Source organism: Pseudomonas sp. BP6 (assembly GCF_017875935.1).
In the GTDB taxonomy this organism is placed as follows: Bacteria; Pseudomonadota; Gammaproteobacteria; order Pseudomonadales; family Pseudomonadaceae; genus Aquipseudomonas; species Aquipseudomonas putida_Y.
The window spans coordinates 5,520,919-5,547,485 of record NZ_JAGINI010000001.1; the positions used below are offsets into that span (position 1 = coordinate 5,520,919).

Consider the following 26,567-nt stretch of genomic DNA (forward strand, 5'->3'; position numbering starts at 1 on the left):
TGTGGGAGGCCAGGTAGGTGGAAGGAAGTTTGCCGCTTGGGGGGAAGAATATGGCAGTTCAAGGCTGAGACCTTGCAGCATGTATTTAGGTGTCATGCTCTTTCCTCCAGCAGCTGAATTGTGACATTTAAACTAGGGTGGTAATTGGCTTCAGCAACTCTAGCCATTGCCTCAACCACCCAAGTTGATCTAGTTTTACTACTTGCCGCAATTGCATTCAGTTTTTCGGATATCCTCTTGATTGTTGCATGAGCGGGATGAGCAGGTGCCTTTTTTTCTGGAGAGATGTAGGTTTCTAGCTCCAGCATTTTACAATAGCGAAGAGTCGCCAGGGTCCACATGTAGTCTAGTGAATCTACATCCCTGTGAAAGAAGCAGAACAAGCAGCCACTAGCATTGATGCAGTCAGGTTTAGGCGCTTCTTTAGGTGTGTTCTCAATAGGCGACGGAGGGCCGCAGGTTATTGAGCAGGCGCCAGGGCCAGCAGGCGTTAATGATGGGTCAGATTCTTTAAGGAATCGTGTAATTTCCATCGTAGCAGTTTGATGGTGCGGTTTTTCATAGACCTGAAGCAGCGTTTCTTCAGTGTGTTGAGCCATTTCTGAAACGATCCCCGGCGTCAGCCGTTGTCTCAGAAGCCAGTTAACCTTCAGGTTTCTCAAAGCAGTTGGTTTGAATATTTTGTAGCCAAGCGGCGTTAGCCTGCTCTCTATGGCTTGGAATGTATGTCGCTTCAGTTTTGATGGAAGCTTGTGCGGGTGATAAAATGGAAAAAGACGCATCTCGTCTGGTCCGAAAATAGCGTCAAGCCACGCTAGGTATTTTTTGAAAATCGAAGCGTATTCTTTGAAAACTCTAAATTCAACTTCTCCGCCTCGCCTTCCTTTGTAGGCTCTGAATACATTAACTGCGTCATCATTAGACTGAAATCGGAACTGGCCTCGTGTATAGGCAATGGCTTGAGCGAGGTTCATGCTGGTTTGTGAAATGAAAATTAGTAGCTCAGCTTCTATTCTGAGATTTATTACGGCATATCTCGTTCGAAGAGAGTGTTCATCCTCCCATCGCTTTCGTGCGTCACTTATGTAAGCGGCTCGGGAAGGTCGCTTTAGAAGGGACTTAACGTCTTCGGGTTTCTTGAGGCGACACCACTCAACTAATGTATTTCCATCTCGAAGATTGATTAATATGGGCAGCTTTCCGTAAATGATTTCCAAAGGAAGTCCGTTCACGATGTCTAAAAGAGCGTGGCCATATTTGAATGCATCGGACAAATTGGTCTTATCTGATTTCTTTACGGGGTGTTTGGCTTTGGTTGTCGAGGTCAGTCGGGTGTTACGAATCAGGCCAAGCTCCAAATCAAGGACGCTAGAAATGAGGCGATCTACAGATGCGGCAACGCGCCAAGCATTGACCTGCTTGAATGATTTCTGGATGGTGATTCGATAAATTAGGTGCTCGACCCAGCCGTAGAATGCTCTTTCAACAGTTTCATGTGTGACGGACATGCACTGCTCGTCCGCCCAAATGTAGAACCTTCTCAGATGCTCTATACGAGCCACTACTGTAACTTCGCTTCTCCCGAGTTGAAGCTGATAAAGAATTGCCGCGTGCAGGTCGGAGAGAAGAGGTAGTCGGCTACTATCAATCGGACCAAGAAGGCTCTGGGCTAAACCAGATGCTGCAATATCAACTCTGAGCGCTGCAGCACCTGGATATGCAAACACTCGTAGGTCATGCGGGGTTTGATGTGTGCCATAGGAGATGCTTGGAAAATTTAAAGGGCGGTGCATGAGTACAGCTCGCAAGAGGCAAGTCCAAGAAAATCAGTTGAAAACTCATTTGCAGCTTTGGCCATGACATTTGTTTTTTCGATGAACTTTATATACTTCAAGGTCGTCGCCTCATCTTTATGCAGCAACGCAGTTTTAACTATTTCCACAGCCATTCCTGCGTTACCGTGACGCAACAAGGTTCTTGCCAGTTCTGTCGCATACGTACAGCGAGCCTGGTGAAATTTGAAACCTCTCAGGTACTCAAATCCTTCAGTGGCAGCTTTTTTTCTTAAGCGCCCGAGCTCAACAGTCATCGCTCGACTGTAGCTGTCATCATCGTTTCCAAAAGGTACGCCGAATTTTGTGAGAAAAATGTGGTTGTTATTGGCCATGGACGACAGTCTTTGTCGCATAAGTCTGCGGTGGCTATAGATATAGTCACGAAGTAATTCTAAGTCGTCGGCATGGATCCAGATGTCGCCTGTCACATCAAACTTAGTATGGACAGAGGGTCTTGCAGCGGAGCCAACACGAATAGTATAAAACCCTCTGAATCGGTGGTCTTCAATCGCGTTGTATATGGTCTCTATTTTCAAGTCCGCAATAGTTCCAAATCTCATTCCTGTGGCAAATCCGATCCTGAGCATAAGATAGAACTCTAAAGAGGCATTCTGCGATGCGTACTCTAGGATCTTTCCAACATGATCTCGCGGAACTGGCATCAACCCATCCTCTAAGGGGTCGCCAATTTTTTTACGATTTTGTATCGCCAAGTCGGTACTTGCTACACGCATAGTGCGCTCAAGTCCAAAATCCTCTACCAAACGAATCCCTATACTTTTCTCGTTCCACATAGGCCATTCTGGTGAAAGCAATCCTGCAGCGACTAACCAGCGATAGAATCGAATAACCGCGGACATTCTCTGCTTTGCTGTGGAGTTGGCGAGATTTCCGCTATCAATCTCCGCCATCAGGTGCCCTCTGAATCTGACTAGACATCGATCCGATTGTCTTGCAGGGAAGTGCCACCATGGTAATGCTTCAGCTTCTAGCCACTTTGCATAAGCGTGAAGGTGGGACATAACGGAAAGAACTGTTTTAAGCTTGCATCTCTTGTCGCAGGCCCGTTCGAACGCCCACAGATTGGCTTCCCTCCAAGGAGTGTTATCGCTCCACACTATCTGTGGTAGTTTTTTAAGAGTGCTCCTTTGGTCGTTAATTTCCCATCGCACCCCTTCGTCGTCGACGACAGCTAAGTGCCTCGGGGCGTTGATACGTTCGAGTGTCCCCAAGCGTGCTCCTCCTATACTGGTGTCCATGGGTCACGTCGTTGGGTGTGAACCTTCCTACGTGCATGTTAACTGTACAAGGGCAGGGGTTCATCGCCGCCACCAGCTGGAAGCGCGCGGGGAAACGCACTTTGTCGCGGGCACGGGCAATCACGATTTCACCTGACTCCAGTGGCTCGCGAAGCACTTCCAGTACGCGCCGCTCAAACTCCGGAAGTTCGTCGAGAAACAACACGCCGTGATGGGCGAGCGTGATTTCACCTGGTTGCGGTCGGCTACCGCCACCGACCAGCGCCGGGCCGGACGCAGAGTGATGGGGGTGGCGAAAGGGGCGCTGTGGCCAGCTATTCAGCGGCGCTTTCCCGCTGACTGACTGGATTGCCGCCACCTCCAGCGCTTCGTGCTCGTCCAGCGGTGGCAGCAGCCCGGGCAGGCGGCTGGCGAGCAAGGTCTTGCCGGTGCCGGGCGGCCCGGTGAACAGCAGGTTGTGCGCACCGGCCGCAGCCAGCAGCAAGGCACGCTTGGCTGCCAGTTGGCCCTGCACTTCGCTCAGGTCCGGGTAGGGGCGTTGCTGCAGGATCAGGCCGTTGGCAGCGTAGGGCGGCAGCGGCACCTGGCCGTTCAGGTGGGCGATCAACTCCAGCAGGTGGCCCACCGCATACACCACCAACCCGCCGGCCAGGCTGGCTTCCTCGGCATTTTCCCGTGGTACCACCAGCGCCCGGCCTGCTTCGCGTGCCGCCAGTGCCGCAGGTAGCACGCCCTGCACCGGGCGCAATTTCCCCGACAGCGCCAGTTCGCCCAGGCATTCCATATCGGCCAGGGTGGCAATCGGCACCTGGCCGTCGGCGGCGAGGATGCCCAGGGCGATGGCCAGGTCATATCGGCCGCCATCCTTGGGCAGGTCGGCGGGGGCGAGGTTCTGGGTAATGCGCCGCTGCGGGTACTTCAGCCCTGAGTTGACAATGGCGCTGCGCACCCGGTCCTTGCTTTCCTTGACCGTGGTTTCCGGCAGGCCGACCAAGGTGAGATGAGGCAGGCCGTTGGCCAGGTGGGTTTCGACGCTGACCGCCGGTGCCTGCACGCCAACCTGGGCGCGGCTGTGGACGAGGGCTAGGGACATGAACACTCCGTTGTTGCTGGAAAATGCCGCTTCCTGCGGCTGGGCAAAGCATAGCCAGTGCTGCCACGGCAGGCGCAACAAGTGTGCGTCGTGGTTTTTCAGGGCAGGGGTTTTCCCTGCGTTTTCATGGGCTTCGGCAAAAATGGATCCAATAGGCTTTGCGCAGTCGTCAGGTATGACTTAGTGTTGTTGGGCAACCGCAGTTGCCATGGGATGGCACTGCGTCTTCTTTCAAATGGACTTGAGGTATTGCTCCGTGCAAACGCTCACCTGCACGCACCAGGCAATTCGCGAACTGGTGCAGGCCAGTGCATTCGTTGAACTCAACCGCTTTTTCGACAGGCTCGAGGCTCAGTGGCGTCAGGCCCCGACCGGCGAGTTCCCGGCCTACCTGGCGGCCATTGAAGGGCACATGCTGCTCGACCAGGAAAACCAGAGTGACAGGGCCCTGAGCCAAGTGCTCAGAGCCTGGATTGACGCCTGCCCCAGGGCATATCACCCACAAGTGGTAATGGGTATGCACTGCTTCCACCGGGCCTGCCAGGTGCAGGTTGGTGGCCAACGCAACGCTGCACGCTTGCTGGCTGTCGCGCAAATTTGTGAATCCGCCAGCGCGCACCTGTTGCGTGCAATGGACCGCTCTGCTCACCCCGTGGCAGCGGCCATTGGCATGCTGCGCATCAGTGCGCAGTTCCATGAGCCTGGTTGGTTGCTGCAACTGTTTCAGGGGGAGCCCGCACGTTTCAGGCCCAGTGCCCATGCCGATGTAGAGGTGCAGGAAGCTGCAGCGCCGTTGCTGGTGAAGCATGGGTTGTTGCCCTTGGCCGAGCTTCCTCAGGCGCTGCCGCTCTGCCTGGGCAGGCGGGTCGAACATGAAAACGAAGACCCTCGCTATTTTTGGCTGCGCCATGCGCTGATCGCTCGCCCCGGTTGCTTCGAGGCGATCCAGGCCCTTGCTGTTTACCTGCTGCCCCGTTGGGGCGGCAGCCTTGATGCGTTCGAGCTGTTGGTCAATGGCCCGTTGTGCGTAGCCTGGGACGAGCGCTTGCGTAATGCGCTGCGCTGGATGGCCGTCGAAGGCCGCCTGATGCTGCCACAGGCTGACCCGTTGCAGGCCGTCGCCGACTGGCAGCAGGTGGTCGAAGACTGGTCAGAACGCCCGTTAAGGCCCAGAGAGCGTGCCGTTGTTCTGGCATGGCGGGGGACGCTGCGTAGCAGGGCATCGGGCGACCATGCTGGCGCGATGCGCGATTTTGCCGCGAGCTTGGCGTGCAATGCCGATCTCGGCACCATCCGCGCCATGGGCGTGCCTTTTCGCTGTTTGGCCGAGCTGATACTGCGCGATGGCATGGCAGATGAGAGGCAACTGTTACACGGCGCCATTGAGCGCCTGTGTGACGGCCGTTCACATGCTGCTGCCTGTGCATTGCGCGCGGCCGGGCACCGTTTCGGGCTGTGGGCGCTGCCACGCTCGGCCGAGCAGGCAAGGCTATGGTTGCAACGGGCGGTGAATCGCCAGTGCGCGGGCCAGGCACCGGGGTTCGAAGTGCTTGAAGTGGCACGGTTGCTGTGGGCAGCCAACCGGCATGAAGTGGCCTGTTACCTGTATGAACGCTGCGCCGAACTGAACCTGCCGGGTGCTGCCTTGGCCTTGTACGAGCTGCACCACGGCGGCCTGGCCAACACCCCGGCGCATTACCTGGATGACGAAGCAGCCGGGTATTGGCTGCAGCGTGCGGTGGAGGCGGGTAGCAGGCAGGCCAAGTACAATCTGGCCTGCCTGCGCATGGATGGCGATGAGGATTTGAACGAGCGCAGTGCCATGCTGGCGGTCAGGCGCCTGCTTGTCGACGCGTTGGGCAACGCGCAGATCAACGCGCGTGCGCGTTTGCATCTGGGAATTTTGTTACGCCGGTTTGGTGAGACGCAGGAGCGAACCGAGGCGGTTGCTTACCTGTTGAGCCTGGTCGAGCACCCGGACCCGCGGCTTGCCGGGCGTGCCTGCGCCGAACTGGGGCTGGCCTGGATGCAGGGGCGCGGCACCCGCAAGCAAAGCCGCTTTGCCGCCATCGAATGGGTCAAGCGAGCGGCCAGCTTGCAGCCACGGGATACGGCCATTGGTGATATCCAGGCCGAGATCCTCAATTCGCGCAATCGGGTGAAGACGCTGTTTACTCAGTGCGGGGCGGCGTTGTTCCGCGGCACACTGCATGCAAGTGAGCTACCACCGAAACAGGCCTTTACCCACACCGAGTCGTTGCGGGTTCAGCCTGCATCGGACCGTCTCAGGCACGTACATAAACCCAGGCTGTCAGGCCCGATGCAAGGGTGACGGCGACGCGCTTGTAGTCGGCAACTTCATAGCGGTCCGCTGCAGCCAGTTCGTCTTCGCTGATCTGGAAGACCATGCCGGCCACGCTGTCGTTCGCCTGGCTGCTGGGGGAAACGATGGGGTGATGGGACTTGCCGCTGGTCGCCAGTACGCCTGGGTCGGTGATCTCGACCCAATCCAGGCGGTAGCCCGGCATGCGGTCGGCCTGACCGTTCAGCTCACGGCCAAAGTTGGCCAGTTGCACGGCTTTATCCTGCAAGGTGCCGTAGGAAAACAACAGTACCGGGTATGCGCTGGAGGGCTGCATTCACTCATCCTGTGAGGTTGGGTTCAACCGGGCTTCCAGTTCGGCTACCTGTTTTTCCAAGGCCTCTAGGCGTGCGCGGGTACGCGCCAGTACGACCATCTGGCTGTCGAATTCGTCACGGCTGACCAGGTCCAGCTTGCTGAAGGCACCTTGCATCAACACTTTGAACTGGCTTTCCAGTTCCGCACGGGGCTGGGCGGCATCGCTGCTGAACAGGCGCGAGGCCTGGTCGCTCAGGGCATCGAGAAGGGCTTTGGGCGCGAGCATGGGGCTGTCCACTGAAACGGAGAAATGGCCGCCAGTGTAGCACGCACAAACCTGGCGCCTGAGTGCACACTGGCCTTCGTAGGAGCGGGTTTACCCGCGAAGAAGACACCGCGGTGGATGGCACGGGCTTCGCCCGTGTTCGCGGGCAAGCCCGCTCCCACAGGAATCGCGCCAACTTTTAGAAATTGAGCAAGACAGTTGCTCCCACAAAAGAATGATCTGCGGTTACTAATCCGTTGCACATTTTTCGCGCAACTTGCCCCGCTGCTGCGCACCGAAATTGTGCATGTTTCCCATGCTGGCGACTGGCCAATCCCGACCAAATCACATAACGCTCTGTTTTTCGGCGCTTTGTCGGAACTGGCAAGGTTTCTGCAATGACCTGTACGAGCCATGCACTGAAGCAGTTCCTTGTGACCAGGCAGTGCGCACGCGGAGCCGGGTGCCGACGACGCGTTACAAAGCCAACCGCTGCGCTTAGACTTGAGACGGGTTTGTTTTCCTGGGGCAAGTCCACCAAATCGGGAGAGAGTTTCATGAAGCTAGTCACAGCCATCATCAAGCCGTTCAAGCTGGACGACGTACGCGAGTCGCTGTCGGAAATCGGCGTGCAGGGCATCACCGTCACCGAAGTCAAAGGTTTCGGTCGGCAGAAGGGCCACACCGAGCTGTATCGCGGTGCTGAATATGTGGTTGATTTCCTGCCCAAGGTGAAGATCGATGTCGCCATCGATGACAAGGACCTTGATCGGGTAATCGAAGCCATCACCAAGGCAGCCAACACCGGCAAGATCGGTGACGGCAAGATTTTCGTGGTGAATCTGGAGCAGGCGATCCGCATCCGTACCGGCGAAACCGATACCGACGCGATCTAAGCAGCAACAAAGCCTCACCAAACCCAACGCCCCAGGAGAAAACAACATGACTCTGCGTAAGATCGCAGGGCTAGGAGCCCTATTGTCCCTCGTAATGCCCGGGCTTGCCCTGGCAGAGGAAGCTGCCCCAGCGCTGAACTCCGGCGACACCGCCTGGATGCTGACCGCAACGGCGCTGGTGCTGTTCATGACCATTCCGGGCCTGGCCCTGTTCTATGGCGGCATGGTGCGTTCCAAGAACGTGCTGTCGGTGATGATGCAGTGCTTTGCAATTACCGGCCTGATGAGCATTCTCTGGGTCGTCTACGGCTACAGCATGGCCTTCGATACCGCCGGTATGGAAAAGGGCGTGCTCAACTTCAACTCTTTCGTTGGCGGCTTCTCCAAGGCCTTCCTCAGCGGTGTCACGCCTGACAGCCTGACCTCGGCCACCGCGCTGTTCCCTGAAGCGGTGTTCATCACCTTCCAGATGACTTTCGCCATCATCACCCCGGCGCTGATCGTCGGCGCCTTTGCCGAACGCATGAAGTTCTCGGCGATGCTGGTATTCATGGGCATCTGGTTCACCCTGGTGTATGCGCCGATCGCACACATGGTGTGGAGCGGTGACGGTGCCCTGATGTGGGACTGGGGCGTACTGGACTTCGCTGGCGGCACCGTGGTGCACATCAACGCCGGTATCGCAGGCCTGGTCTGCTGCCTGGTACTGGGCAAGCGCAAAGGCTACCCGACCACCCCGATGGCCCCGCACAACCTCGGCTATACCCTGATGGGCGCGGCGATGCTGTGGATCGGCTGGTTCGGCTTCAACGCAGGCTCTGCTGCTGCTGCCAACGGCACTGCCGGGATGGCCATGCTGGTCACTCAGATCGCTACCGCCGCCGCCGCACTGGGCTGGATGTTCGCCGAGTGGATCGGTCACGGTAAGCCAAGTGCGCTGGGCATCGCCTCGGGCGTGGTGGCTGGCCTGGTCGCCATCACCCCGGCTGCGGGCACCGTCGGGCCGATTGGCGCGCTGATTATCGGCCTGGTTTCGGGTGTGGTCTGCTACTTCTGCGCCACCACGCTCAAGCGCAAACTCGGCTATGACGATTCGCTGGACGCGTTCGGCGTGCACGGTGTTGGCGGCATCATCGGAGCCATCCTCACGGGTGTGTTCGCGGCCCCGGCACTGGGCGGCTTCGGTACTGTCACCGACATCGGCATGCAAGTCTGGATCCAGGCCAAAGGTGTGATTTTCACCGTGGTCTACACCGCCATCGTCACCTACGTGATCCTCAAGGTGCTGGATGTGGTGATGGGCCTGCGGGTCAACGAAGAAGAAGAGTCGGTCGGCCTCGACCTGGCTCAGCACAACGAACGCGGCTACAACCTGTAACTGCGACGCGGTAAAAACTTGCCCGGCTTGCCGGGCATTTTTTTGCCAGTTTTTCAGCATTTCCCGCACGGCAAACGGTTTATTCGACACGTTCGTGACGTAGGTAAAAAACTTACAAGTCGCAGGGCGTTTATGGTGCTTTGCTTTTTCCACGGGCGCGCTAGAATGCGCGCCGAAGGGTGTTTGACGAGTAGTCCACACACTTCGCCAGCCTTTGCTAGGCTTGCCAATAGCGTGTGGCCAGCAGGGGCTAATGGATTTGTCAGGTCCTGCCAGGAGCAGGGCCTGCTGGGTACCGCCTCCCATCAGGAGTGCCGACCCAAGGGCAGTGGCCTAACCCACGGCCAGTTGAATTTTCACTGGTGGCTGCCGGTCTACGGCTGCACTGGTCTATAACCAACCTGCTTTTCGCAAGTCATGAGGTAGAACATGAGCGACGACGATCTGGAAAATGATGACCTCGAAGTAGGCGACGAAGACGAGGGTGATGAGGGCCTCGAGGCGGCGGCTGATGACGGCGTGGAAGACGCTGGCGATGATGACAGCAGCCCGGCACCCGTTGCCAAGGGCAAATCCAAGGCAGCAGTCTCGGTAGACGAGATGCCGAGCATGGAAGCCAAGCAGAAAGAGCGTGATGCACTGGCCAAGGCGATGGAAGAATTCCTTTCTCGCGGCGGCAAGGTGCAGGAAGTCGAGGCCAACGTGGTCGCCGACCCGCCCAAGAAGCCAGACAACAAGTACGGCAGCCGCCCTATCTGAGTGGCTGATCGCAAAAAAGCCCGCCGTCGCTGCGGGCTTTTTTATGCCTGTGGGTTTTGTGTTGCCTGTTCCGGCCTCTTCGCGGGCACGCCCGCTCCCACAGGTTCACCACAGGGTTCAGGACCTGCGCGGTCCCTGTGGGAGCGGGCGTGCCCGCGAATGGGCCGCAAAGCGGCCCCGTCAGCGCCAGCGCGCAAGCACGTCAGGTAGTTGCGACAGGCGCTGGATCTCGGCATCCGGCGCCTGTTCGCCAGCCCAGGTCTTGCCCTGCGGGTTGAACCACACCGCGCGCAAACCGGCGCGCTGGGCACCGGCAATGTCATCGCCAGGGTGATCGCCGATGTGCACCGCCGCACCCGCATCCACCTCGCCACGGCGTAGCGCTTCGAGGAACGGCGCCGGGTCTGGCTTGCCAATGCCCAGATCCTCGGCGCACAGGGCAAAGCGGAAATAATCGGCCAGCCCCAGCCGGCTGACGTCGGCATTGCCGTTGGTGACCACGCCCAGGATGTATTGATGGCGCAAGATCTCAAGCACCGGCTGCACCTCTGGGAAGATCTCCACCTGGTGGCGGGCATGCAGGAACACTTCGAAGCCCTCGTTGGCCAGCGCTTGCGCGTGCTGCTCGCTGTAGCCGACCTCTTCCAGGGCATGGAACAGCACGCGCCTGCGCAGGGCGCTGATGCGGTGCTTGAGGCCGGGCTCTGCTTGCACCAGGCGCTCGCGGATGGCGAACAGGTGCTCCACCGGTATGCTGCCGAGGGTTGGTGCGTTGGCCTCGAGCCAGTCGCGCAGCACGACTTCCGCGGTGGCAATCACCGGCGCGGTGTCCCACAGGGTGTCGTCGAGGTCGAAGGTGATCAGCTTGATGCTCATGAGTCTGTGCCTTTGCTGCGTTTGGCCCGAGGGTGGGCGCTGTCGTACACCGCGGCCAGGTGCTGGAAGTCCAGGTGGGTGTAGATTTGCGTCGTGCTGATGTCGGCATGGCCGAGCATCTCCTGCACCGCGCGCAGGTCCTGGGACGATTCCAGCACATGGCTGGCGAAAGAATGGCGAAGCATGTGCGGGTGAAGGTGTTGGCCCAGCTCACGCTCACCGGCGGCCTTTACCCGCAGCCGAACGGCCCGGGGGCTGATGCGATTGCCCTGGCGGGTAATGAACACTGCACGGTCGCGCGGGTTGCCGATGCCGCGCAAACGGTACCAGGCCTGCAACGCCTCGCGAGCCTTGCGACCCACCGGCAGCACGCGGGCCTTCCCACCCTTGCCCAGTACCTGCACCAGGCCGGCGGCGAGGTCGAGGTGATCAAGATCGAGGTTGGTCAGCTCGGACAGGCGCAGGCCCGAGGAATAGAACAGTTCGAGGATCGCCTGGTCACGCCGGGCGATGAAGTCGTCGTCCACGCCGCCATCGAGCAGCTGCAGTGCGCGGTCGGTATCCAGTACCTTGGGCAGCCGACGCTCGCCTTTGGGCGCGCTCAGGCCGGTGGCCGGGTCGTGCTGGCACAGGCCTTCGCGGTTGAGGTAGCGGTACAGGCCGCGCACTGCCGACAACAGGCGTGCCAGGCTGCGCGGGGACTGGCCATGGTGGTGCAAGCGAGCGACCAACTGGCGCAGTTGCTGAATTTGCAGCGCCTGCCAGTCGGCAATGCCGTGCTCTTCGCAGTAGGCGATGACTTTTTCCAGGTCGCGACGGTAGCCCAGCGAGGTGTGCTCCGACACTTGGCGCTCGTTGCGCAGGTGTGCGCAATAAGCCTCCAGCTGGCGTTTCATCAGCGTACCGAGCGCAGGGTCTGGGTAACGCGTGGCACAACGCGGCCGAGCACCTCGGCGATATAGCCGAGGAAAAGGGTGCCGACGCTGCTCTTGTAGTGTTGCGGGTCGCGGCTACCGATGGCCAGCACCCCGTGCAGCCCTTGGTACTCAAGAGCTGCCACGGCGCTGGAGCCCACTTCCTGGCGCTGTTCTTCACCGAACAGGAAAGCCAGCTCGTGCTCGCGCAGGTTGCCACTGACGGTCTTGCCACCGCCCAGCAGGGCACCGATGGCTTGCTGCGCCTCGGCATTGCTGACCCAGCGCCCGACCGGCGCGACGTTGTCGCCGAACAGGATCAGGCTGACGAAGGGCACCTGGAATTCCTGGCGCAGGCTGTCTTCGACCGCCATTACCACTTCTTCCAGGCTGCCGGCATCGAGCAGGTCAAGGATCAGCCGGCGGGTCTTGTCGAACAGCCGGTCGTTGTCGCGGGCCACGTCCATCAGTTGCGACAGGCGATGGCGCATTTCGATGTTGCGGTCACGCAGCAGCTTGAGCTGGCGTTCCACCAGCGACACGCTGTCACCTCGCTGGTGCGGGATGTGCTGTTCGATCAGCAGCTCGTCGTGCTCGGCGAAGAAGGTAGGGTGGGCGCGCAGGTAGGCGACCACCGCTTCGGCATCGAGCTCGGCGGACTGCTTGGGTACAACCTTGGGCTGATCGGTCATGGCGGTTACTCGTTTAGAGACGAACCTGTCCTTCGTAGACGCGTACGGCCGGGCCGGTCATCATCACGGGCTTGCCGGGGCCGGCCCATTCGATGTGCAGGCGGCCACCGGGCAGGTCGAGGGACACCGGGGAGTCCATCCAGCCCTGGCTGATCGCCGCCACGGCCGCGGCGCAGGCGCCGGTGCCGCAAGCCTGGGTTTCGCCGGCGCCGCGTTCCCACACGCGCAGGTTGGCGCGGTGGCGGTCGATGACTTGAATGAAGCCGGCATTCACCCGCTGTGGGAAGCGTGGGTGGTTTTCGATCTTCGGGCCCAGCTCGTGCACGGGGGCAGTATGCACGTCGTCGACACGCAGCACGGCGTGCGGGTTACCCATGGACACGGCGGCTATGGAATGCAGCTGGCCGTCGACCTCCAGTGGGTAGCTCAGCGCCTGCGCGTCAGCAACGAAGGGGATTTCGGCAGGGATGAAGCGGGGTGGGCCCATGTCGACACTCACCTGGCCGTCGTTCTGCACGTCCAGCACGATGATGCCGCTCTTGGTCTCCACGCGGATGCGCTTTTTCGCGGTCAGGCGCTTGTCCAGCACGAAGCGGGCAAAGCAGCGCGCACCGTTGCCGCATTGCTCGACCTCGGAGCCGTCGGCGTTGAAGATGCGGTAGCGGAAGTCCACTTCCGGGTTGTTCGGCGCCTCTACGATCAGCAACTGGTCGAAGCCGACACCGGTATGGCGGTCACCCCATTGCTTGGCGTGCTTGGGCTGGATGTGCGCGTGCTGGCTGACCAGGTCCAGGACCATGAAGTCGTTGCCCAGCCCATGCATCTTGGTAAAACGCAGCAGCATGGACTTACTCCGGCAGCAGGCTTTCGCCAGCATACAGTTCGGCGACGGTCTCGCGGCGGCGTACTTCGAACGCCTGGTCGCCGTCGACCAGGATTTCAGCGCAACGGCCGCGGGTGTTGTAGTTGGAACTCATGACAAAACCATAGGCGCCCGCGGACTCTACGGCCAGCAGATCACCTTCGGCCAGATTGAGGACGCGGTCCTTGCCGAGGAAGTCGCCGGTCTCGCAGATAGGGCCGACCAGGTCATAGGCACGGCCTTCGCCTGCACGTGGCTTGACCGCGCTGACACCCATCCAGGCCTGGTACAGGGCCGGGCGGATCAGGTCGTTCATCGCTGCATCGATGATGGCGAAGTCCTTGTGTTCGGTGTGCTTGAGGTATTCCACGCGGGTCAGCAGCACGCCTGCGTTGGCGACGATGTAGCGGCCTGGCTCGAACACCAGGGCCAGGTCGCGTTTGCCCACGCGCTCGCGGATGGCCTTGATGTAGTCGGCCACCCGTGGCGGCTGTTCGTCGCGGTAGCGCACGCCGACACCGCCACCCAGGTCCAGGTGGCGCAGGTGTATGCCGCACTCGGCCAGGCGGTCGACCAGCACCAGCAGGCGGTCGAGGGCGTCGAGGAATGGCTCGACGGTGGTCAGCTGCGAGCCGATGTGGCAGTCGACTCCGACCACTTCCAGGTTCGGTAGCTGTGCGGCGCGCACGTAGATGGCCTCGGCATCGGCGATGGCGATGCCGAACTTGTTTTCTTTAAGGCCAGTGGAGATGTACGGGTGAGTACCGGCATCGACATCCGGGTTGACCCGCAGCGAAACCGGGGCAACCTTGCCCATTTCGGCGGCTACCACTTGCAGGCGCTCCAGCTCGTCGGTGGATTCGACGTTGAAGCAGTGCACGCCAACTTCCAGGGCGCGGCGCATGTCTTCACGTGTTTTGCCGACGCCGGAGAACACCACGCGGTCGGCACGCCCGCCAGCGGCCAGCACACGCTCCAGTTCACCACCGGAAACAATGTCGAAGCCTGCGCCCAGGCGCGCCAGCACGTTCAGCACGCCAAGGTTGGAGTTGGCCTTGACCGCGAAGCACACCAGGTGCTCGGTGCCTTGCAGGGCATCTGCGTAGCTCCGGTACTGGGCCTCGATGTGGGCGCGCGAATACACGTAGGTTGGGGTGCCATAACGTTCAGCAATGGCCGACAGGGCCACGCCTTCCGCGAACAGTTCACCGTCGCGGTAGTTGAAAGCGTTCATCTGGTTTCCTTACTGCGCTGGCGATTGCTCGGGCTCGGATTGCAGCTCGGGCTGCTGTTCTTGTTCCGGGGCCGGCTCGGCTTTTGGCTGGTGCTGGTGCGACTTGTGCGCTTTGCCGTTATCGCCATCTTCAGGCAGATACAGCGGGCCTTTCTGGCCACAGGCCGAAACGAGGCAGGCAACAGCGACCAGCGCCGCGAAGGAGGAAATCAGGCGCTTCATGGGTGAAATCCTTAGAAAAATGCAGTATTGCGCCCGAGTATACCGAGCGACCGGCGGCTTGCCTATGCAAGGACCGGTCCGTCGGGCGGGCTATGCTTAGCCTCTGCGTAGCCCCTGTACAAGCCGGCTTGCCCGCGAAGAGGCCGGTGAAGGCAACGGCTAAACCTTTGCATTCGGCGGCAAGCGCCCGTATCTTGCCCGGCTTGCCTGTAACGCAGCCAATTTCGAGGTTCCTGCAATGAGTTTGAGTGAAGCGCGTTTCCATGACCTGGTCGACGCGACCCAACAGGCCCTGGAAGACCTGTTCGACGAGAGCGGCCTGGACTTGGACATGGAGAACTCCGCCGGTGTCCTGACCGTCAAGTTCGAGGGCGGCGCCCAGCTGATCTTCAGCCGTCAGGAGCCACTGCGCCAGCTGTGGCTTGCCGACCGCTCCGGTGGTTTCCACTTCGATTACGACGAAGACAGCGGCAAGTGGGTGTGCGAAAAGAGCGAAGAGTTGCTGGGTGAAATGCTCGAGCGTATCGTCTGGGAGCGGGCCGGCGAGAAGCTGGACTTCGACGAGATCTGACATGAGTAGCGCCCAGGTTCGGCCGCCCAAGCCGCTTTACAGCAACGTCAGCCCTGCAGTGCCGTCACCGTGCATCAGCGTATGCCGGCTGGACGAACAGCGGGTGTGTACCGGTTGCCATCGGCATGTCGAGCACATTCGCGAATGGCGCTCTGCCGATGACGAACGGCGCCGGCAGATCTGCCGCGAGGCCCAGGTCTTGCGTGAGCAGGCTAAGGCACACTGAGCGCAGGGGCTTGAGTATTTGCCCGGCTGTGGTAGTGTCGGGTTCTGCGTCGGTGACGCCAAAGCCTTCTCAAACCCCGCCCTTGGGCGGGGTTTTGCTTTATTTGCACGTTGAAAACTGCCTGTTCAAAGGAGTCTGACTGGATCATGAGCACCAAGCCTTCCCTCATCCTCACCCGATTGGACGTACAACGTCTGGAGCGTCTGATCGACAGCCTCGACGAGAGTACGCCGGGTGTGCTCGCCCTGCAGGACGAGCTGGACCGCGCCGAGCAGGTGGTCGGTCACGAGGAAGTGCCGGCGGGCGTGGTGACCATGAACTCGCGGGTGCACTGCCGTGAGGAAGCCAGCGGCAAGGACTACCACCTGACGCTGGTGTACCCCAAGGATGCCGGGCCGGAAGGCAAGGTTTCGATTCTGGCGCCGATTGGCTGCGCCTTGCTGGGGCTGTCGGTGGGCGAACAGATCGATTGGCCGGCCCCGGGGGGCAAGACCCTCAAGCTGAAGCTGCTGGAAGTGGAATACCAGCCGGAGGCGGCGGGCGATTACGACCTGTAAGGGCCAGTAGGCCGCTTCGCGGGCCATTTGCAGCACAAGGCTGTTCCATCTTGTGCTGCGAGTTCAGGCGCCTTCCGCCAAAACCTGCTCCAGCCCCTCATTCAAAGCCTGCTCCAGCACCCGCTTGTAGCTCAGGTATACCTGCGTTGCCCCCAGGCGGTCATCCAGCAGCTCGGACAAATCCAGGTCGGTGATATAGCACCGGTACTGCGCTGCACCACGGCGCTGACCGATGATCTGCCGGGCCGCCACCGCATACAGCTGCTCACCATGTTCCAGCTCGGAAAACTCCTGCTGGTCGCAGTACAGCGTCACATGCGCCACACCCGCTACACCGGCCTGGATAATCGCCTGTACCTCATAGTAAGGCTGGTCGCTGCCCTCGGCCGGGGCCAGGCGCGGCTCGATGCTGCGTGCCTTGCCTGGGCCGGTGGGCAACAGCTGCGCGAAGTGGATATCCAGCGAGGCCGGCCGCAGGCTATCGAGGGGCAGGCGTGCATCGCGGCGCATTACCACCGAGCGCAGAAAGCGCTGCAGTGGCAACAACAGATGCGCTTCGTCATGCAGCGGCAGGCGTTGTTGCCACAATGCGTTGTATTCATCCAGCACATACACGTCGGCCCAGCCGCCCTGCAGGCGGTAGAACACCTGAATGCAGGCTGGTCGGCCTTGCTCCAGCACCAGGCGCAGGTCGTGGTCCTGCAGCGCATTGGCATCCAGGTACAGCGGGCTGTAGGCGCTGCGCTCTTCGCCCAGGTAGGCCAGTAGCGCCTCATGCTCGGCCAGGGTCGTCAGGCTGACATGCTCGGGCAGCAGCTCCAGCACATGGGTGTGCTGGGCCACCTGCAACAGGTAGCGGTGGTGTAGCCCTTGATCCCGCAGCAGCTGCGCGGTGTCGAAAATTTCCTCTACGCGCTGGCCGATAGGCTGGGCACGGCTTTGGCAGAAGCAGCGTACTCGCACCCGTGGCCGGTGGCCGCGCTGCGCCGGGCTGTTGAGGAAGTCGCGCAGGCAGCGCACCAGCGCGTGTTCGCCGTCATAGCGCTGGACCAGCACCTCGTTCCAGCTGTTAACGGTGACCTGGTCCAGGGTCAGCACCAGGTTTTCGCGTACGCCAGCGTAGCTCAACGAATCAGTGCGCTCTGTGGTCATCAAAACGTTCAGGTCGCGGTGGTGGCGCAGCGGGTCGACGCCGACGTTGACCAGCAACAACACCTCATCGGCAACGCTGGGCTGCAACAGGCGCACTTCGCTGACGGTGGGCAAGGGCAGGGTGATACTTTGCCGCAGACAGCCCAGCAGGTTGAACAGCTCGAATTCCCCGAGGTCGCTGACCCCTGGATGCAGCGCCAGGCGGGTGCTGTTGTCGATGACCCCGTTGCGATGGGCCCAGGTCAGCAGTTCGAGTAGCTCACGGCAGCGCTTGATCGGGCTGAAGTGCTGCACCTCGTGGGTGTTCAGGTTGCCGCTGTACAGCTCCCAGTGGTAGCTGCCCGGCTCCTTGCGGTTGGGTGCCTGAACCAGCGTCAGGGTGCCTTCGGCGAGGTCAGGGGCGATGCCGGGGTTGATTACTTCGACTTTGCCGGCGCGGCGCTCGAAGGCTGCGTACAGGCGCCGGCCCAACACGTTGAGGTCGCGCTGGTCAGCGCGGCTGCTGGCGTTCTGGGTACGGGCGAACTGGCTGAGGAAGCGATAACTGAGGTTAAGCTCGGCCACCAGTTCGCGGCGCTCGACGGCAACCTGCTGCACTTTCCATTGGCTGCGGCTGTCCAGCAGGGCCAGCTGGCGCTGGTCCCAGCCCCACTCGTCGGCCAGGCGCTGCAGCAGCCGGCGTTGCCAGCCTTGGCTGCGGCCTTGGTCGCTGAGCTTCTTGTTCACCTTCAGGTACAGGCTGCGCCTTACCAGCTCCAGGCGCGCGGGTTCGCCGCGTTGCAGCAGGTAACGTTCGATGCGCCGGTAGACCATCACGTAGGGGTCCAGCTCGTCGAGGTCGAGCTGGTTGGCAAACACTGCCTGCTTGTAGTCCAGGCTCAGGCAGCGCACCGCAGGGTGTTCGCTGGCGTAGGCTTCGGTCAGCAGCAGTTTGAGCAGCGATTTGTAGGGCGAGTCGATGCCTTTGAACAATTGCCACAGGCCCGCGCCGACGAACTCACCGGGCGGAATGTGCGCCAGGTTGCCAAGGTCTAGGGCGTCCTGGCTGCGGATGAAGCGTTTGGACAGCAAGGTCTGGGTGTAGCTGTAGTAGTTGTGTTCCTCGTACACAGGTACCAGCCACCACAGCGGCGTGCGCCCGGCCAGCCACAGGGTGGTGCGGTAGAACTCATCCAGCAGCAGGTAGTGCTGGGTGGTGCCGCAGTCGTCGGAGCCGAGCTGGCCATCGCGCTGACCTTGGGCGAAGCCCTGTGTATCGATCAGGAAAAAGTGTGCTTCGGCTCCCAGGCTTGCCGCCCAGACCTCCAGCAGCTGGCACTTGCGGCGCAGCTCACCCAGCAGCTGTTCGGGCAAGCCGGGTGCATGGCACACCCACAGGTCCATATCGCTGTGCTCAGCCTGCGCCAGCGAGCCCAGGCTGCCCATCAGGAACAGGCCGTGGATTGGGCGTGGCGGGTTGCCATGCTGGGCCTTGTAGGTGAACGAGCGGGCCAGGCGTTGGGCATCTGCCACCAGCTCGGCGCTTGGCTCGTAAGCCGATACGCCCGCGGGTGTGCTGCCGGAGACGTAACCCGGCAATAACGGGTGGTTCACGTGAAACAGCAGCGGCAGCAACGACAGTACCTGTTGCTGGCGCGTTGACAGGCCCTCCTTTGCTCGCTGCAGTCGGCCCTGGTTGAGATGCAGGAAGCGCGCACGCAATGTCGCCAGGACCTTGCGGTCGATGCCTTCGTCCAGGTCAGGGCGGATTTCGTGAGGGTGGTTCATTGCGCGCTCGGGCAGGCCATTGAAGCTGTGGCGAGTTTAGCCTGAGTGGCGGGGTCGGATAAGCGGTAAATGAAATTTTGGCGCCATTTTTCCAGCGCTGGCCTGCTCCAGCTTTCGCTGCACTTCAGGCATGATGGGCGCATTGAGTTCATGTAGAGAGTGTCCAATGCGTGTATGGATCGATGCCGATGCCTGCCCCAAGGCGGCCAAGGATCTGATCGTCAAGTTCGCCCTCAAGCGCAAGTTCGAGGTGGTGATGGTGGCGGGGCAGGCTGTGGCCAAGCCGGCGTTCGCGATCGTGCGCCTGATCGTGGTGCCCAGCGGCATGGATGCGGCCGATGATTACATTGTGGAGCACGCCGTGCCTGGCGAGCTGGTGATCTGCAGTGACGTGCCGCTGGCTGACCGCCTGGTGAAAAAGGGTGTAGCCGCACTGGACCCGCGTGGGCGTGAGTTCGACGAGCGCAACATGGGCGACCGCCTGGCGGCGCGCAACCTGTTCACCGAGCTGCGTGAGCAGGGCCAGGTGGGGGGCGGACAGGCGGCTTATGGGGAGCGCGAGAAGCAGGCGTTTGCCAATGCATTGGACCGGATCATTGCCCGGCTCTCGAAAAGCTGAGCGCTGACATGGTTCCTGTAGGCGACAGCCCAGCGTAGCGCGGTGGATGGCACTGGCTCTGCCGGTGTTCGCGGGTAAACCCGCTCCTACAGGACCTGTGGGAGCGGGCATGCCCGCGAAGAAGCCAACGCAGTCGCTTACTCGTGCGTCAGCTCCAGCACTCGGTCCACCAGCTTGTAGATTCCGCCCGCCGCCTCGCTGATCGACTTGGCCTCCATGTACGCCGGGGTAGTCACGAGCTTGCGCTGGGTGTCTTCGACAATGTCGTGTACATCGCATTCTTCATGGGTGCCGCCCATCTTCTCGACAGCCGCCGCAGTGCCGGCATCGCTGCCGATGGTGCAGACCACGCCCGGCCCATAGATCTTCGCCGCCAGCGCCGGCGAGATGCAGATCAGGCCAACGGGTTTGCAGGCGTCGGCAAAGGCTTCGGCCAAGGCCAGCACGTCTGGGTTCACGCTGCAGTTGGCGCCTTCCACGGCAAAGTTGGACAGATTTTTTGCTGCCCCGAAACCGCCCGGTACGATCAGCGCATCGAAGTCTTCGGCCTTGGCCTCACGGATATCCTTGACCTCGCCGCGGGCGATGCGCGCCGACTCCACCAGCACATTGCGCGATTCGGGCATTTCTTCGCCAGTCAGATGGTTGATTACATGCATCTGTGCGATGTTCGGCGCGAAGCACTGCACCTGCGCACCGCGCTGGTCGAGGCGCAGCAGGGTGATCACGCTTTCGTGGATTTCGGCGCCGTCATACACGCCACAGCCGGAAAGAATCACCGCTACTTTTTTTGTCATGCTCATTACTCCAGTGTCGAGGCGCTAAATGTCCTCTAGTTTGGCAGATGTCGCCATAGGGATTCCTGCGGGTGCGGCCTAATCTTGGTGGATAACGTCTGAGGTCGCGCCCATGGACCTGATACTGCTGGCCGTGCCGTTCTTTTTTGTGCTGATAGCCGTCGAACTGGTCGCCGATCGTGTGCGTGGCCAGCGCAATTTCACCTTGGCCGATTCGATCAACAGCCTGAGTACCGGCGTACTGTCGACCAGTACCGGGCTGCTGACCAAAGGCGTAGGGCTGGTCACCTATGCCCTGGCCTTCGAGCACCTGGCGCTGCTGCGATTGCCGGCAGAGGCATGGTGGGTCTGGTTGCTGGCCTTTGTCCTGTACGACTTCTGTTACTACTGGCTGCACCGCCTGGGGCATGAGCGCAACGTGCTGTGGGCTGCGCACTCTGTGCATCACCAGAGCGAGGAGTACAACCTCACCACGGCGCTGCGCCAGACCAGTAGCGGGTTCATTTTCTCGTGGCTGTTCTACCTGCCGTTGGCGCTGCTGGGCGTGCCGCCACTGGTGTTCATCACCGTGGCCTCGCTCAACCTGCTGTATCAGTTTTGGGTGCATACCCGGCATATCCCCAAACTTGGCTGGCTTGAGTGGGTGTTGATCACGCCATCCAATCATCGCGTCCACCATGCGCAAAACCCTGCTTACTTGGATCGCAATTACGGCGGTGTGTTCATTTTCTGGGACCGTCTGTTCGGCACGTTCAAGGAGGAGGACACGGCTGAGCCGGTGGTGTTCGGGGTGACCACGCCGCTGGCCAGTTGGAACCCGCTATGGGCCAACCTGCAGTTCTATGCCCAGCTCTGGCATGACGCCCAGCGCACCACCAGCCTGTGGGACAAGCTGCGTATCTGGTTCATGCCTACCGGCTGGCGCCCGGCCGATGTGGCTGCACGTTACCCACAGGCCAAGCAGGACCTGGCGTTATTTCGCAAGTTCGAGATTGCCCTGGGGCGCGCGCAGCAAGCCTATGTGGCCGCGCAGTTCGTGGTCTACGTGGCCTTGGGCAGCTACTTGATGGACGTGGCCGAGCGCGTGCCGGTTGCCGCGCTGGTGCTCGGCTGGTCACTGATGGCGTTTGGCTTGTTCGTGCTGGGCGCGTTGCTGGAGAATCGGCCCTGGTCTGCACGCCTTGAGCTGGCGCGGCTGTTTCTGAATGCGCCGGCCTTGTACCTGGCCGGCGCCTTGGGCTTAGCGGTGGTCGTGCCGCTGGCCTGGTTTCTGCTCGTGGCCTACAGCCTGCTCAGCCTCTGGGGGCTGGGCCTGGCTCGCCGCCCTGCGCTCCGCGCGCAACGCGCGGAAGCGCCGGCGCAGCCACAGCAGACCGCCCAGCGCCACCAGGCCACCAAGCACCCATAGCTCGTAACGCTTGACGTTGCCCAGCAAGCCTTCGAGGATGGCGCCGAAGTGGTAGGCCGCGACGCCCAGGGCCACTGCCCAGATGCCCGCGCCAATCCCGTTCAGCAGCAGGTAGCGGCGTGGCGGGTAACCCGACAGGCCTATGGCCACCGGCATGACCGTGCGCAAACCATAGACAAAGCGGAAGCTCAGCACCCAGATATCAGGATGGCGGCGGATGTGGTTCAGCGCGCGGTCACCCATTGCCTGCCAGCGCGGCTTGCGCGCCAGGATCCTGCGCCCGTGGCGTCGGCCCATGAAGTACCACAACTGGTCGCCCGCGTAGCTGCCGAAGAAGGCCACCAGGCACACCAGATTGATATCCATGTAACCGCGGAACGCAAGGAAACCCGCAAGCACCAGAATGGTCTCGCCTTCAAAGAAGGTGCCTAGAAAAAGGGCGAAGTAGCCGAAATCCTGCAGGAATTGTTGAAGCATTTTCTGAGGTGCTGGCGAAATGAACGCGCAGCCTACCCCTTCGCGCGCGTTCGTGAAAGTGTCCAAATGTGTCTCGACGTGAACAATTCCAGCGCAGACAATGCCAGAGGCCTTGCCACGGCTTGCCCATGTGTGTCACACGGGCGTCATAATGGGCGCTTATCTTGCCGCTCAATAGATGATAGGGCGTTAACGTCCTCAGGAACGCCAGATGAATAATGAAGTGCTAAGCCCTGTCGCGATCAAGGATGCTCAGGAGCTCCCAGAAGAGATGGTGCAAACCCCGCCAGACCTGCCTCCGGCGGCCGAGCCTGAAGCGGAACAGGTGGCCGAGCCTGTGGCTCCGGTGCCTGCGCCGGCCCCGGCCCCGGCAATCGCCGTCCCTGGCCTGGACGACAGCAGCCTGTACATTCATCGCGAACTCTCGCAACTGCAGTTCAATATCCGGGTGCTGGAGCAGGCACTGGACGAGAGCTACCCGCTGCTGGAACGCCTCAAGTTCCTGTTGATCTTCTCCAGTAACCTCGACGAGTTCTTTGAGATTCGCGTCGCCGGCCTGAAGAAGCAGATCAACTTCGCCCGTGAACAGGCCGGAGCCGATGGCCTGCAGCCCCACCAGGCGCTGGCGCGCATCAGCGAACTGGTGCACATCGAGGTAGAGCGCCAGTACGCGATCCTCAACGACGTGCTGTTGCCTGAGCTGGAAAAGCACCAGATCCGCTTTATCCGCCGCCGTTACTGGACACCCAAGCTCAAGACCTGGGTACGCCGCTATTTCCGCGACGAAATTGCCCCGATCATTACCCCGATTGGCCTTGACCCGACTCACCCGTTCCCGCTGCTGGTGAACAAGAGCCTCAACTTCATAGTCGAGCTCGAGGGGGTGGATGCCTTCGGTCGCGACTCGGGTCTGGCGATCATTCCGGCGCCACGCCTGCTGCCGCGGGTTATTCGCGTGCCGGAAGAGGTGGGCGGCCCGGGCGCAAACTACGTGTTCCTGTCGTCGATGATCCACGCGCACGCCGACGACCTGTTCCAGGGCATGAAGGTGAAGGGCTGCTACCAGTTCCGTCTGACGCGTAACGCCGACCTGGCGCTGGACTCTGAAGAGGTCGACGACCTGGCTCGCGCGCTGCGCGGTGAGCTGTTCTCGCGCCGCTACGGTGACGCCGTGCGCCTGGAAGTGGCCGACACCTGCCCGAAACACCTGTCGGACTACCTGTTGAAGCAGTTCAGCCTGAGCGAAAGCGAGCTGTACCAGGTCAATGGCCCGGTCAACCTCACCCGCCTGTTCAGCATCACCGGCCTGGACAGCCATCCGGAGCTGCAATACACACCGTTCACCCCGGCGATCCCCAAGCTGCTGGCGAACGCCGATAACATATTCAGTGTGATCAGCAAGCAGGACATCCTGCTGATGCACCCGTTCGAGTCCTTTACGCCAGTGGTCGACCTGCTGCGCCAGGCCGCCAAGGACCCGCACGTGCTCGCCGTGCGCCAGACCCTGTACCGCTCGGGGGCTAACTCAGAAATCGTCGACGCCCTGGTGGACGCGGCGCGTAACGGCAAAGAGGTCACTGCGGTGATCGAGTTGCGTGCGCGCTTTGACGAAGAGTCCAACCTGCAGATGGCCAGCCGCCTGCAAGCGGCCGGTGCGGTAGTGATCTACGGCGTGGTCGGGTTCAAGACCCACGCCAAGATGATGCTGATTCTGCGCCGCGAGCAGGGTGAGATCGTGCGTTATGCGCACTTGGGTACCGGTAACTACCACGCCGGCAACGCCCGCCTGTACACCGACTACAGCCTGCTGACCTCTGACGATGCGCTCACCGAGGACGTCGGCAAGCTGTTCAGCCAGTTGATCGGCATGGGCAAGACCCTGCGCATGAAGAAGCTGCTGCATGCGCCGTTCACCCTGAAAAAGGGCATGCTCGACATGATCGCGCGGGAAACCCAGTTTGCCCTCGAAGGCAAGCCGGCGCACATCATCGCCAAGTTCAACTCGCTGACCGACGCCAAAGTCATCAAGGCGCTGTACAAGGCCAGCCAGTCGGGCGTGAAAATCGACTTGGTGGTGCGTGGCATGTGCTGCCTGCGCCCTGGCATTCCGGGGGTTTCGCACAACATCCAGGTGCGTTCGATCATTGGTCGCTTCCTCGAGCACACGCGGGTGTTCTACTTCCTCAATGGCGGCGAAGAGCAGATCTACCTGTCCAGCGCCGACTGGATGGAGCGCAACCTCGACAAGCGTGTCGAGACTTGCTTCCCGGTGGAAGGCAAGAAGTTGTTGCTGCGTGTGAAGAAGGAGCTGGAAGGCTACCTGACCGACAATACCCACGCCTGGACCTTGCAGCCAGACGGGCGCTACGTGCGCAGCACCCCGACCGGCAACCAGAACCCGCGCAGCGTTCAGGCGACCCTGCTGGAGCGCCTGAGCAACCCGGTCCTCAACGTACGCTGAGGACGAAACCGACCCGGGCCAGCCACTCCGCCTCGTTGGCGAAGTCGGCCTGGGTCAGCTGGTTCTGTTCCAGCCAACCCTCAGGGAAGGCGACATCCAGGCTGTTGTCCCCGCCGTGCAGTTCTACTTTTGGCATTTGCTGGGTGCCGCGGATGTGGTGGAACAGGATGGCAAAGCGCAGCAGCACGCACAGGCGCAGCAGCTTGACCCCTTCCTCACCCAGTTCGGCATAACGGTCCTTGGGGATGTTGCGGCGGTGCCCGCGCACCAGCAGGGCCATCATCTGCTGATCTTCCCGAGAAAAGCCCGACAGGTCCGAGTGCTCGATCAGATAAGCGCCGTGCTTGTGGTAGTGATAATGGGCAATGTCCAGCCCGATTTCGTGCACTTTCGCGGCCCAGCCCAGTAGATCGCGCCAGTTTCCTTCTTTCAGATTCCAAGCATCGGCCACCTGGTCGAATGCGTGCAACGCCTTGCGCTCAACGCGCGCAGCCTGGCCCTGGTCCACGTGATAGCGCTCCATCAGCGAGTTCAGGGTGCGTTCGCGCACGTCTTCGTGGTGGTGGCGGCCGAGCAGATCGAACAGCACGCCTTCGCGCAGGGCGCCGTCGCAGTGGTCCATGCGGTGCAGTTCAAGGGCATCGAAGATCGCTTCGAGAATCGCCAGGCCAGCCGGGAAGATGGTGCGGCGGTCTGGCTTGACGCCGTCGAAGTCGATCTTGTCGACCTCGCCCAGCTTGAACAGTTTGCGTTTGACCCAGGCCAGGCCTTCGGCGTTGACCTCGCCATTGCCCAGGCCGCCGGCCTTGATAGCGGCGCCGATGGCGCGAATGGTGCCGGATGAGCCGATGGCCTCATCCCAGGTCAGGCGGTGCAGGGCATTTTCGATGCTCATCAGTTCCAGGCGCGCGGCAGTGTAGGCCTGGGCATAGCGGGCCGGGGTGATCTTGCCGTCGCGGAAATAGCGCTGGGTAAAGCTTACGCAACCCATCTGCAGGCTTTCGCGCAGCAGCGGCTCGAAGCGCTGGCCAATGATGAATTCGGTACTGCCGCCGCCGATGTCGGCCACCAGGCGCTTGCCGGGGGTGTCGGCCAGGGTGTGTGACACGCCCAGGTAGATCAGGCGCGCCTCTTCACGGCCGGAGATGACCTCCACCGGGTGGCCGAGGATGGCTTCGGCGCGTTGGATGAATTCGTTACGGTTGCGCGCTTCGCGCAATGCATTGGTACCGACGATACGCACGGAGCCTGCCGGCATGCCGTTGATCAGCTGGGAAAAGCGCTTGAGGCAATCCAGGCCTCTTTCCATTGCCTCTTCACTGAGCATGCGCTCTTCGTTGATGCCGGCGGCCAGCTGAACCTTCTCGCCGAGCCGCTCAAGGATGCGGATTTCGGTATGGTGGGCCTTGGCCACGACCATGTGAAAACTGTTGGAGCCAAGGTCGATGGCGGCGATCAGGGACAGGTTCTTCGCGATGGTATGCGGCATGATCTGGTTGTTCTCGGTCGTTAACCTGGCAATCGTGCCACGATAGCAGGCTATCGCCAACGCGTGGCACTCCGCCGTTGTACTGGCCTTGATGCAAGGCAATGTGCCATTCGATTCTATGACGGCCATATGACAGTT

General features: G+C 61.0%; 24 protein-coding genes and 1 pseudogene. 10 read left to right on the forward strand and 15 right to left on the reverse strand.

Translation table 11 applies throughout. The annotated features are described in order from the left end of the window. Positions 1-92 precede the first annotated feature (92 nt). The 3 genes from J3A98_RS25065 to J3A98_RS25075 form a co-directional block, all read right to left on the reverse strand. Positions 93-1,793: a hypothetical protein gene (locus J3A98_RS25065; protein WP_173881300.1), complete on the reverse strand. Its 1,701-nt coding sequence runs from the start codon at positions 1,791-1,793 to the stop codon at positions 93-95. Next, complete coding sequence (locus J3A98_RS25070) at positions 1,778-2,746, reverse strand: site-specific integrase (RefSeq protein WP_245354969.1); 969 nt, start codon at positions 2,744-2,746, stop codon at positions 1,778-1,780. The genes J3A98_RS25065 and J3A98_RS25070 overlap by 16 nt, the downstream gene beginning before the upstream one ends. 244 nt (positions 2,747-2,990) lie before the next feature. Beyond that, entirely contained in the window at positions 2,991-4,187 is a 1,197-nt protein-coding gene (locus J3A98_RS25075; protein WP_281067766.1) for a YifB family Mg chelatase-like AAA ATPase, read from the reverse strand. Positions 4,188-4,443: 256 nt separating this feature from the next. On the opposite strand from J3A98_RS25075, the gene J3A98_RS25080 reads away from it, so the two are divergent. Beyond that, on the forward strand, positions 4,444-6,519 hold the full coding sequence (locus J3A98_RS25080) for a DUF4034 domain-containing protein (RefSeq protein ID WP_209969219.1): 2,076 nt from the start codon (positions 4,444-4,446) through the stop codon (positions 6,517-6,519). Here J3A98_RS25080 and J3A98_RS25085 read toward each other — a convergent pair. After that, positions 6,473-6,826 carry a gamma-glutamylcyclotransferase family protein gene (locus J3A98_RS25085; RefSeq protein ID WP_020190994.1) on the reverse strand — a complete coding sequence of 118 codons (354 nt, stop codon included), beginning with the start codon at positions 6,824-6,826 and terminating at the stop codon, positions 6,473-6,475. The genes J3A98_RS25080 and J3A98_RS25085 overlap by 47 nt on opposite strands. Then, complete coding sequence (locus J3A98_RS25090) at positions 6,827-7,093, reverse strand: accessory factor UbiK family protein (RefSeq protein ID WP_003253640.1); 267 nt, start codon at positions 7,091-7,093, stop codon at positions 6,827-6,829. 536 nt (positions 7,094-7,629) lie between these two features. Here J3A98_RS25090 and glnK point away from each other — a divergent pair. The 3 genes from glnK (at position 7,630) to sutA (ending at position 10,105) form a co-directional block, all read left to right on the forward strand. Beyond that, on the forward strand, positions 7,630-7,968 hold the full coding sequence (gene glnK, locus J3A98_RS25095) for a P-II family nitrogen regulator (protein ID WP_002555808.1): 339 nt from the start codon (positions 7,630-7,632) through the stop codon (positions 7,966-7,968). A 46-nt stretch (positions 7,969-8,014) separates the two neighbouring features. Next, positions 8,015-9,346 (forward strand): ammonium transporter, encoded by a 1,332-nt coding sequence (locus tag J3A98_RS25100; protein WP_176682844.1) that lies wholly within the window; start codon positions 8,015-8,017, stop codon positions 9,344-9,346. A 429-nt stretch (positions 9,347-9,775) separates the two neighbouring features. Beyond that, positions 9,776-10,105 (forward strand): transcriptional regulator SutA, encoded by a 330-nt coding sequence (gene sutA, locus J3A98_RS25105; RefSeq protein ID WP_021783509.1) that lies wholly within the window; start codon positions 9,776-9,778, stop codon positions 10,103-10,105. A gap of 180 nt (positions 10,106-10,285) precedes the next feature. Here sutA and J3A98_RS25110 read toward each other — a convergent pair whose 3' ends face one another. From J3A98_RS25110 to J3A98_RS25135, 6 genes are read right to left on the reverse strand one after another with little or no spacing between them, the layout of a single operon-like run. Further along, a complete protein-coding gene (locus J3A98_RS25110; protein WP_176682843.1) occupies positions 10,286-10,981 on the reverse strand; it encodes an HAD-IA family hydrolase in 696 nt (231 codons plus the stop codon). Beyond that, entirely contained in the window at positions 10,978-11,877 is a 900-nt protein-coding gene (gene xerC / locus J3A98_RS25115) for a tyrosine recombinase XerC (protein WP_176682842.1), read from the reverse strand. The genes J3A98_RS25110 and xerC overlap by 4 nt, the downstream gene beginning before the upstream one ends. Continuing rightward, positions 11,877-12,587 carry a DUF484 family protein gene (locus J3A98_RS25120; RefSeq protein ID WP_209969222.1) on the reverse strand — a complete coding sequence of 237 codons (711 nt, stop codon included), beginning with the start codon at positions 12,585-12,587 and terminating at the stop codon, positions 11,877-11,879. Before J3A98_RS25120 ends, xerC begins: the two co-directional genes overlap by 1 nt. A gap of 13 nt (positions 12,588-12,600) precedes the next feature. Continuing rightward, positions 12,601-13,431: a diaminopimelate epimerase gene (dapF, locus tag J3A98_RS25125; protein WP_014592814.1), complete on the reverse strand. Its 831-nt coding sequence runs from the start codon at positions 13,429-13,431 to the stop codon at positions 12,601-12,603. A 4-nt stretch (positions 13,432-13,435) separates the two neighbouring features. Continuing rightward, positions 13,436-14,683 carry a diaminopimelate decarboxylase gene (gene lysA, locus J3A98_RS25130; protein ID WP_176682840.1) on the reverse strand — a complete coding sequence of 416 codons (1,248 nt, stop codon included), beginning with the start codon at positions 14,681-14,683 and terminating at the stop codon, positions 13,436-13,438. A 9-nt stretch (positions 14,684-14,692) separates the two neighbouring features. Then, a complete protein-coding gene (locus J3A98_RS25135) occupies positions 14,693-14,905 on the reverse strand; it encodes a lipoprotein (RefSeq protein ID WP_176682839.1) in 213 nt (70 codons plus the stop codon). Positions 14,906-15,143: 238 nt separating this feature from the next. Between J3A98_RS25135 and cyaY the strand changes: the two genes are divergently transcribed. From cyaY to rnk, 3 genes are all read left to right on the forward strand, one after another. Next, positions 15,144-15,476: an iron donor protein CyaY gene (cyaY, locus tag J3A98_RS25140; protein WP_004575827.1), complete on the forward strand. Its 333-nt coding sequence runs from the start codon at positions 15,144-15,146 to the stop codon at positions 15,474-15,476. Position 15,477: 1 nt separating this feature from the next. Next, positions 15,478-15,702: a DUF1289 domain-containing protein gene (locus J3A98_RS25145; RefSeq protein WP_176682838.1), complete on the forward strand. Its 225-nt coding sequence runs from the start codon at positions 15,478-15,480 to the stop codon at positions 15,700-15,702. A 146-nt stretch (positions 15,703-15,848) separates the two neighbouring features. After that, positions 15,849-16,259, forward strand: coding sequence for a nucleoside diphosphate kinase regulator (rnk, locus tag J3A98_RS25150; RefSeq protein ID WP_003253652.1), 411 nt, complete (start codon positions 15,849-15,851; stop codon positions 16,257-16,259). 63 nt (positions 16,260-16,322) lie between these two features. Here the strand turns inward: rnk and J3A98_RS25155 are convergent, their stop codons facing one another. After that, a complete protein-coding gene (locus J3A98_RS25155) occupies positions 16,323-19,178 on the reverse strand; it encodes a class I adenylate cyclase (RefSeq protein WP_209969223.1) in 2,856 nt (951 codons plus the stop codon). A gap of 166 nt (positions 19,179-19,344) precedes the next feature. On the opposite strand from J3A98_RS25155, the gene J3A98_RS25160 reads away from it, so the two are divergent. Further along, on the forward strand, positions 19,345-19,797 hold the full coding sequence (locus J3A98_RS25160) for a YaiI/YqxD family protein (protein WP_003253654.1): 453 nt from the start codon (positions 19,345-19,347) through the stop codon (positions 19,795-19,797). Positions 19,798-19,934: 137 nt separating this feature from the next. Here J3A98_RS25160 and elbB read toward each other — a convergent pair whose 3' ends face one another. Next, positions 19,935-20,594 carry an isoprenoid biosynthesis glyoxalase ElbB gene (gene elbB / locus J3A98_RS25165; protein ID WP_017148021.1) on the reverse strand — a complete coding sequence of 220 codons (660 nt, stop codon included), beginning with the start codon at positions 20,592-20,594 and terminating at the stop codon, positions 19,935-19,937. Between the two features lie 112 nt (positions 20,595-20,706). On the opposite strand from elbB, the pseudogene J3A98_RS27050 reads away from it, so the two are divergent. Next, a pseudogene (locus tag J3A98_RS27050) lies at positions 20,707-21,333 on the forward strand (sterol desaturase family protein); the annotation flags it as partial. Between the two features lie 501 nt (positions 21,334-21,834). On the opposite strand, the gene J3A98_RS25175 reads toward J3A98_RS27050, so the two are convergent. Further along, positions 21,835-22,479, reverse strand: a complete 645-nt coding sequence (locus tag J3A98_RS25175) for a DedA family protein (RefSeq protein WP_209969226.1) — start codon at positions 22,477-22,479, stop codon at positions 21,835-21,837. A gap of 211 nt (positions 22,480-22,690) precedes the next feature. Between J3A98_RS25175 and ppk1 the strand changes: the two genes are divergently transcribed. Beyond that, positions 22,691-24,940, forward strand: a complete 2,250-nt coding sequence (ppk1, locus tag J3A98_RS25180; protein ID WP_209969229.1) for a polyphosphate kinase 1 — start codon at positions 22,691-22,693, stop codon at positions 24,938-24,940. Here ppk1 and ppx read toward each other — a convergent pair. Continuing rightward, entirely contained in the window at positions 24,927-26,429 is a 1,503-nt protein-coding gene (gene ppx, locus J3A98_RS25185) for an exopolyphosphatase (protein WP_209969232.1), read from the reverse strand. The two genes, ppk1 and ppx, sit on opposite strands and share 14 nt — an antisense overlap. Between the last annotated feature and the right edge of the window lie 138 nt (positions 26,430-26,567).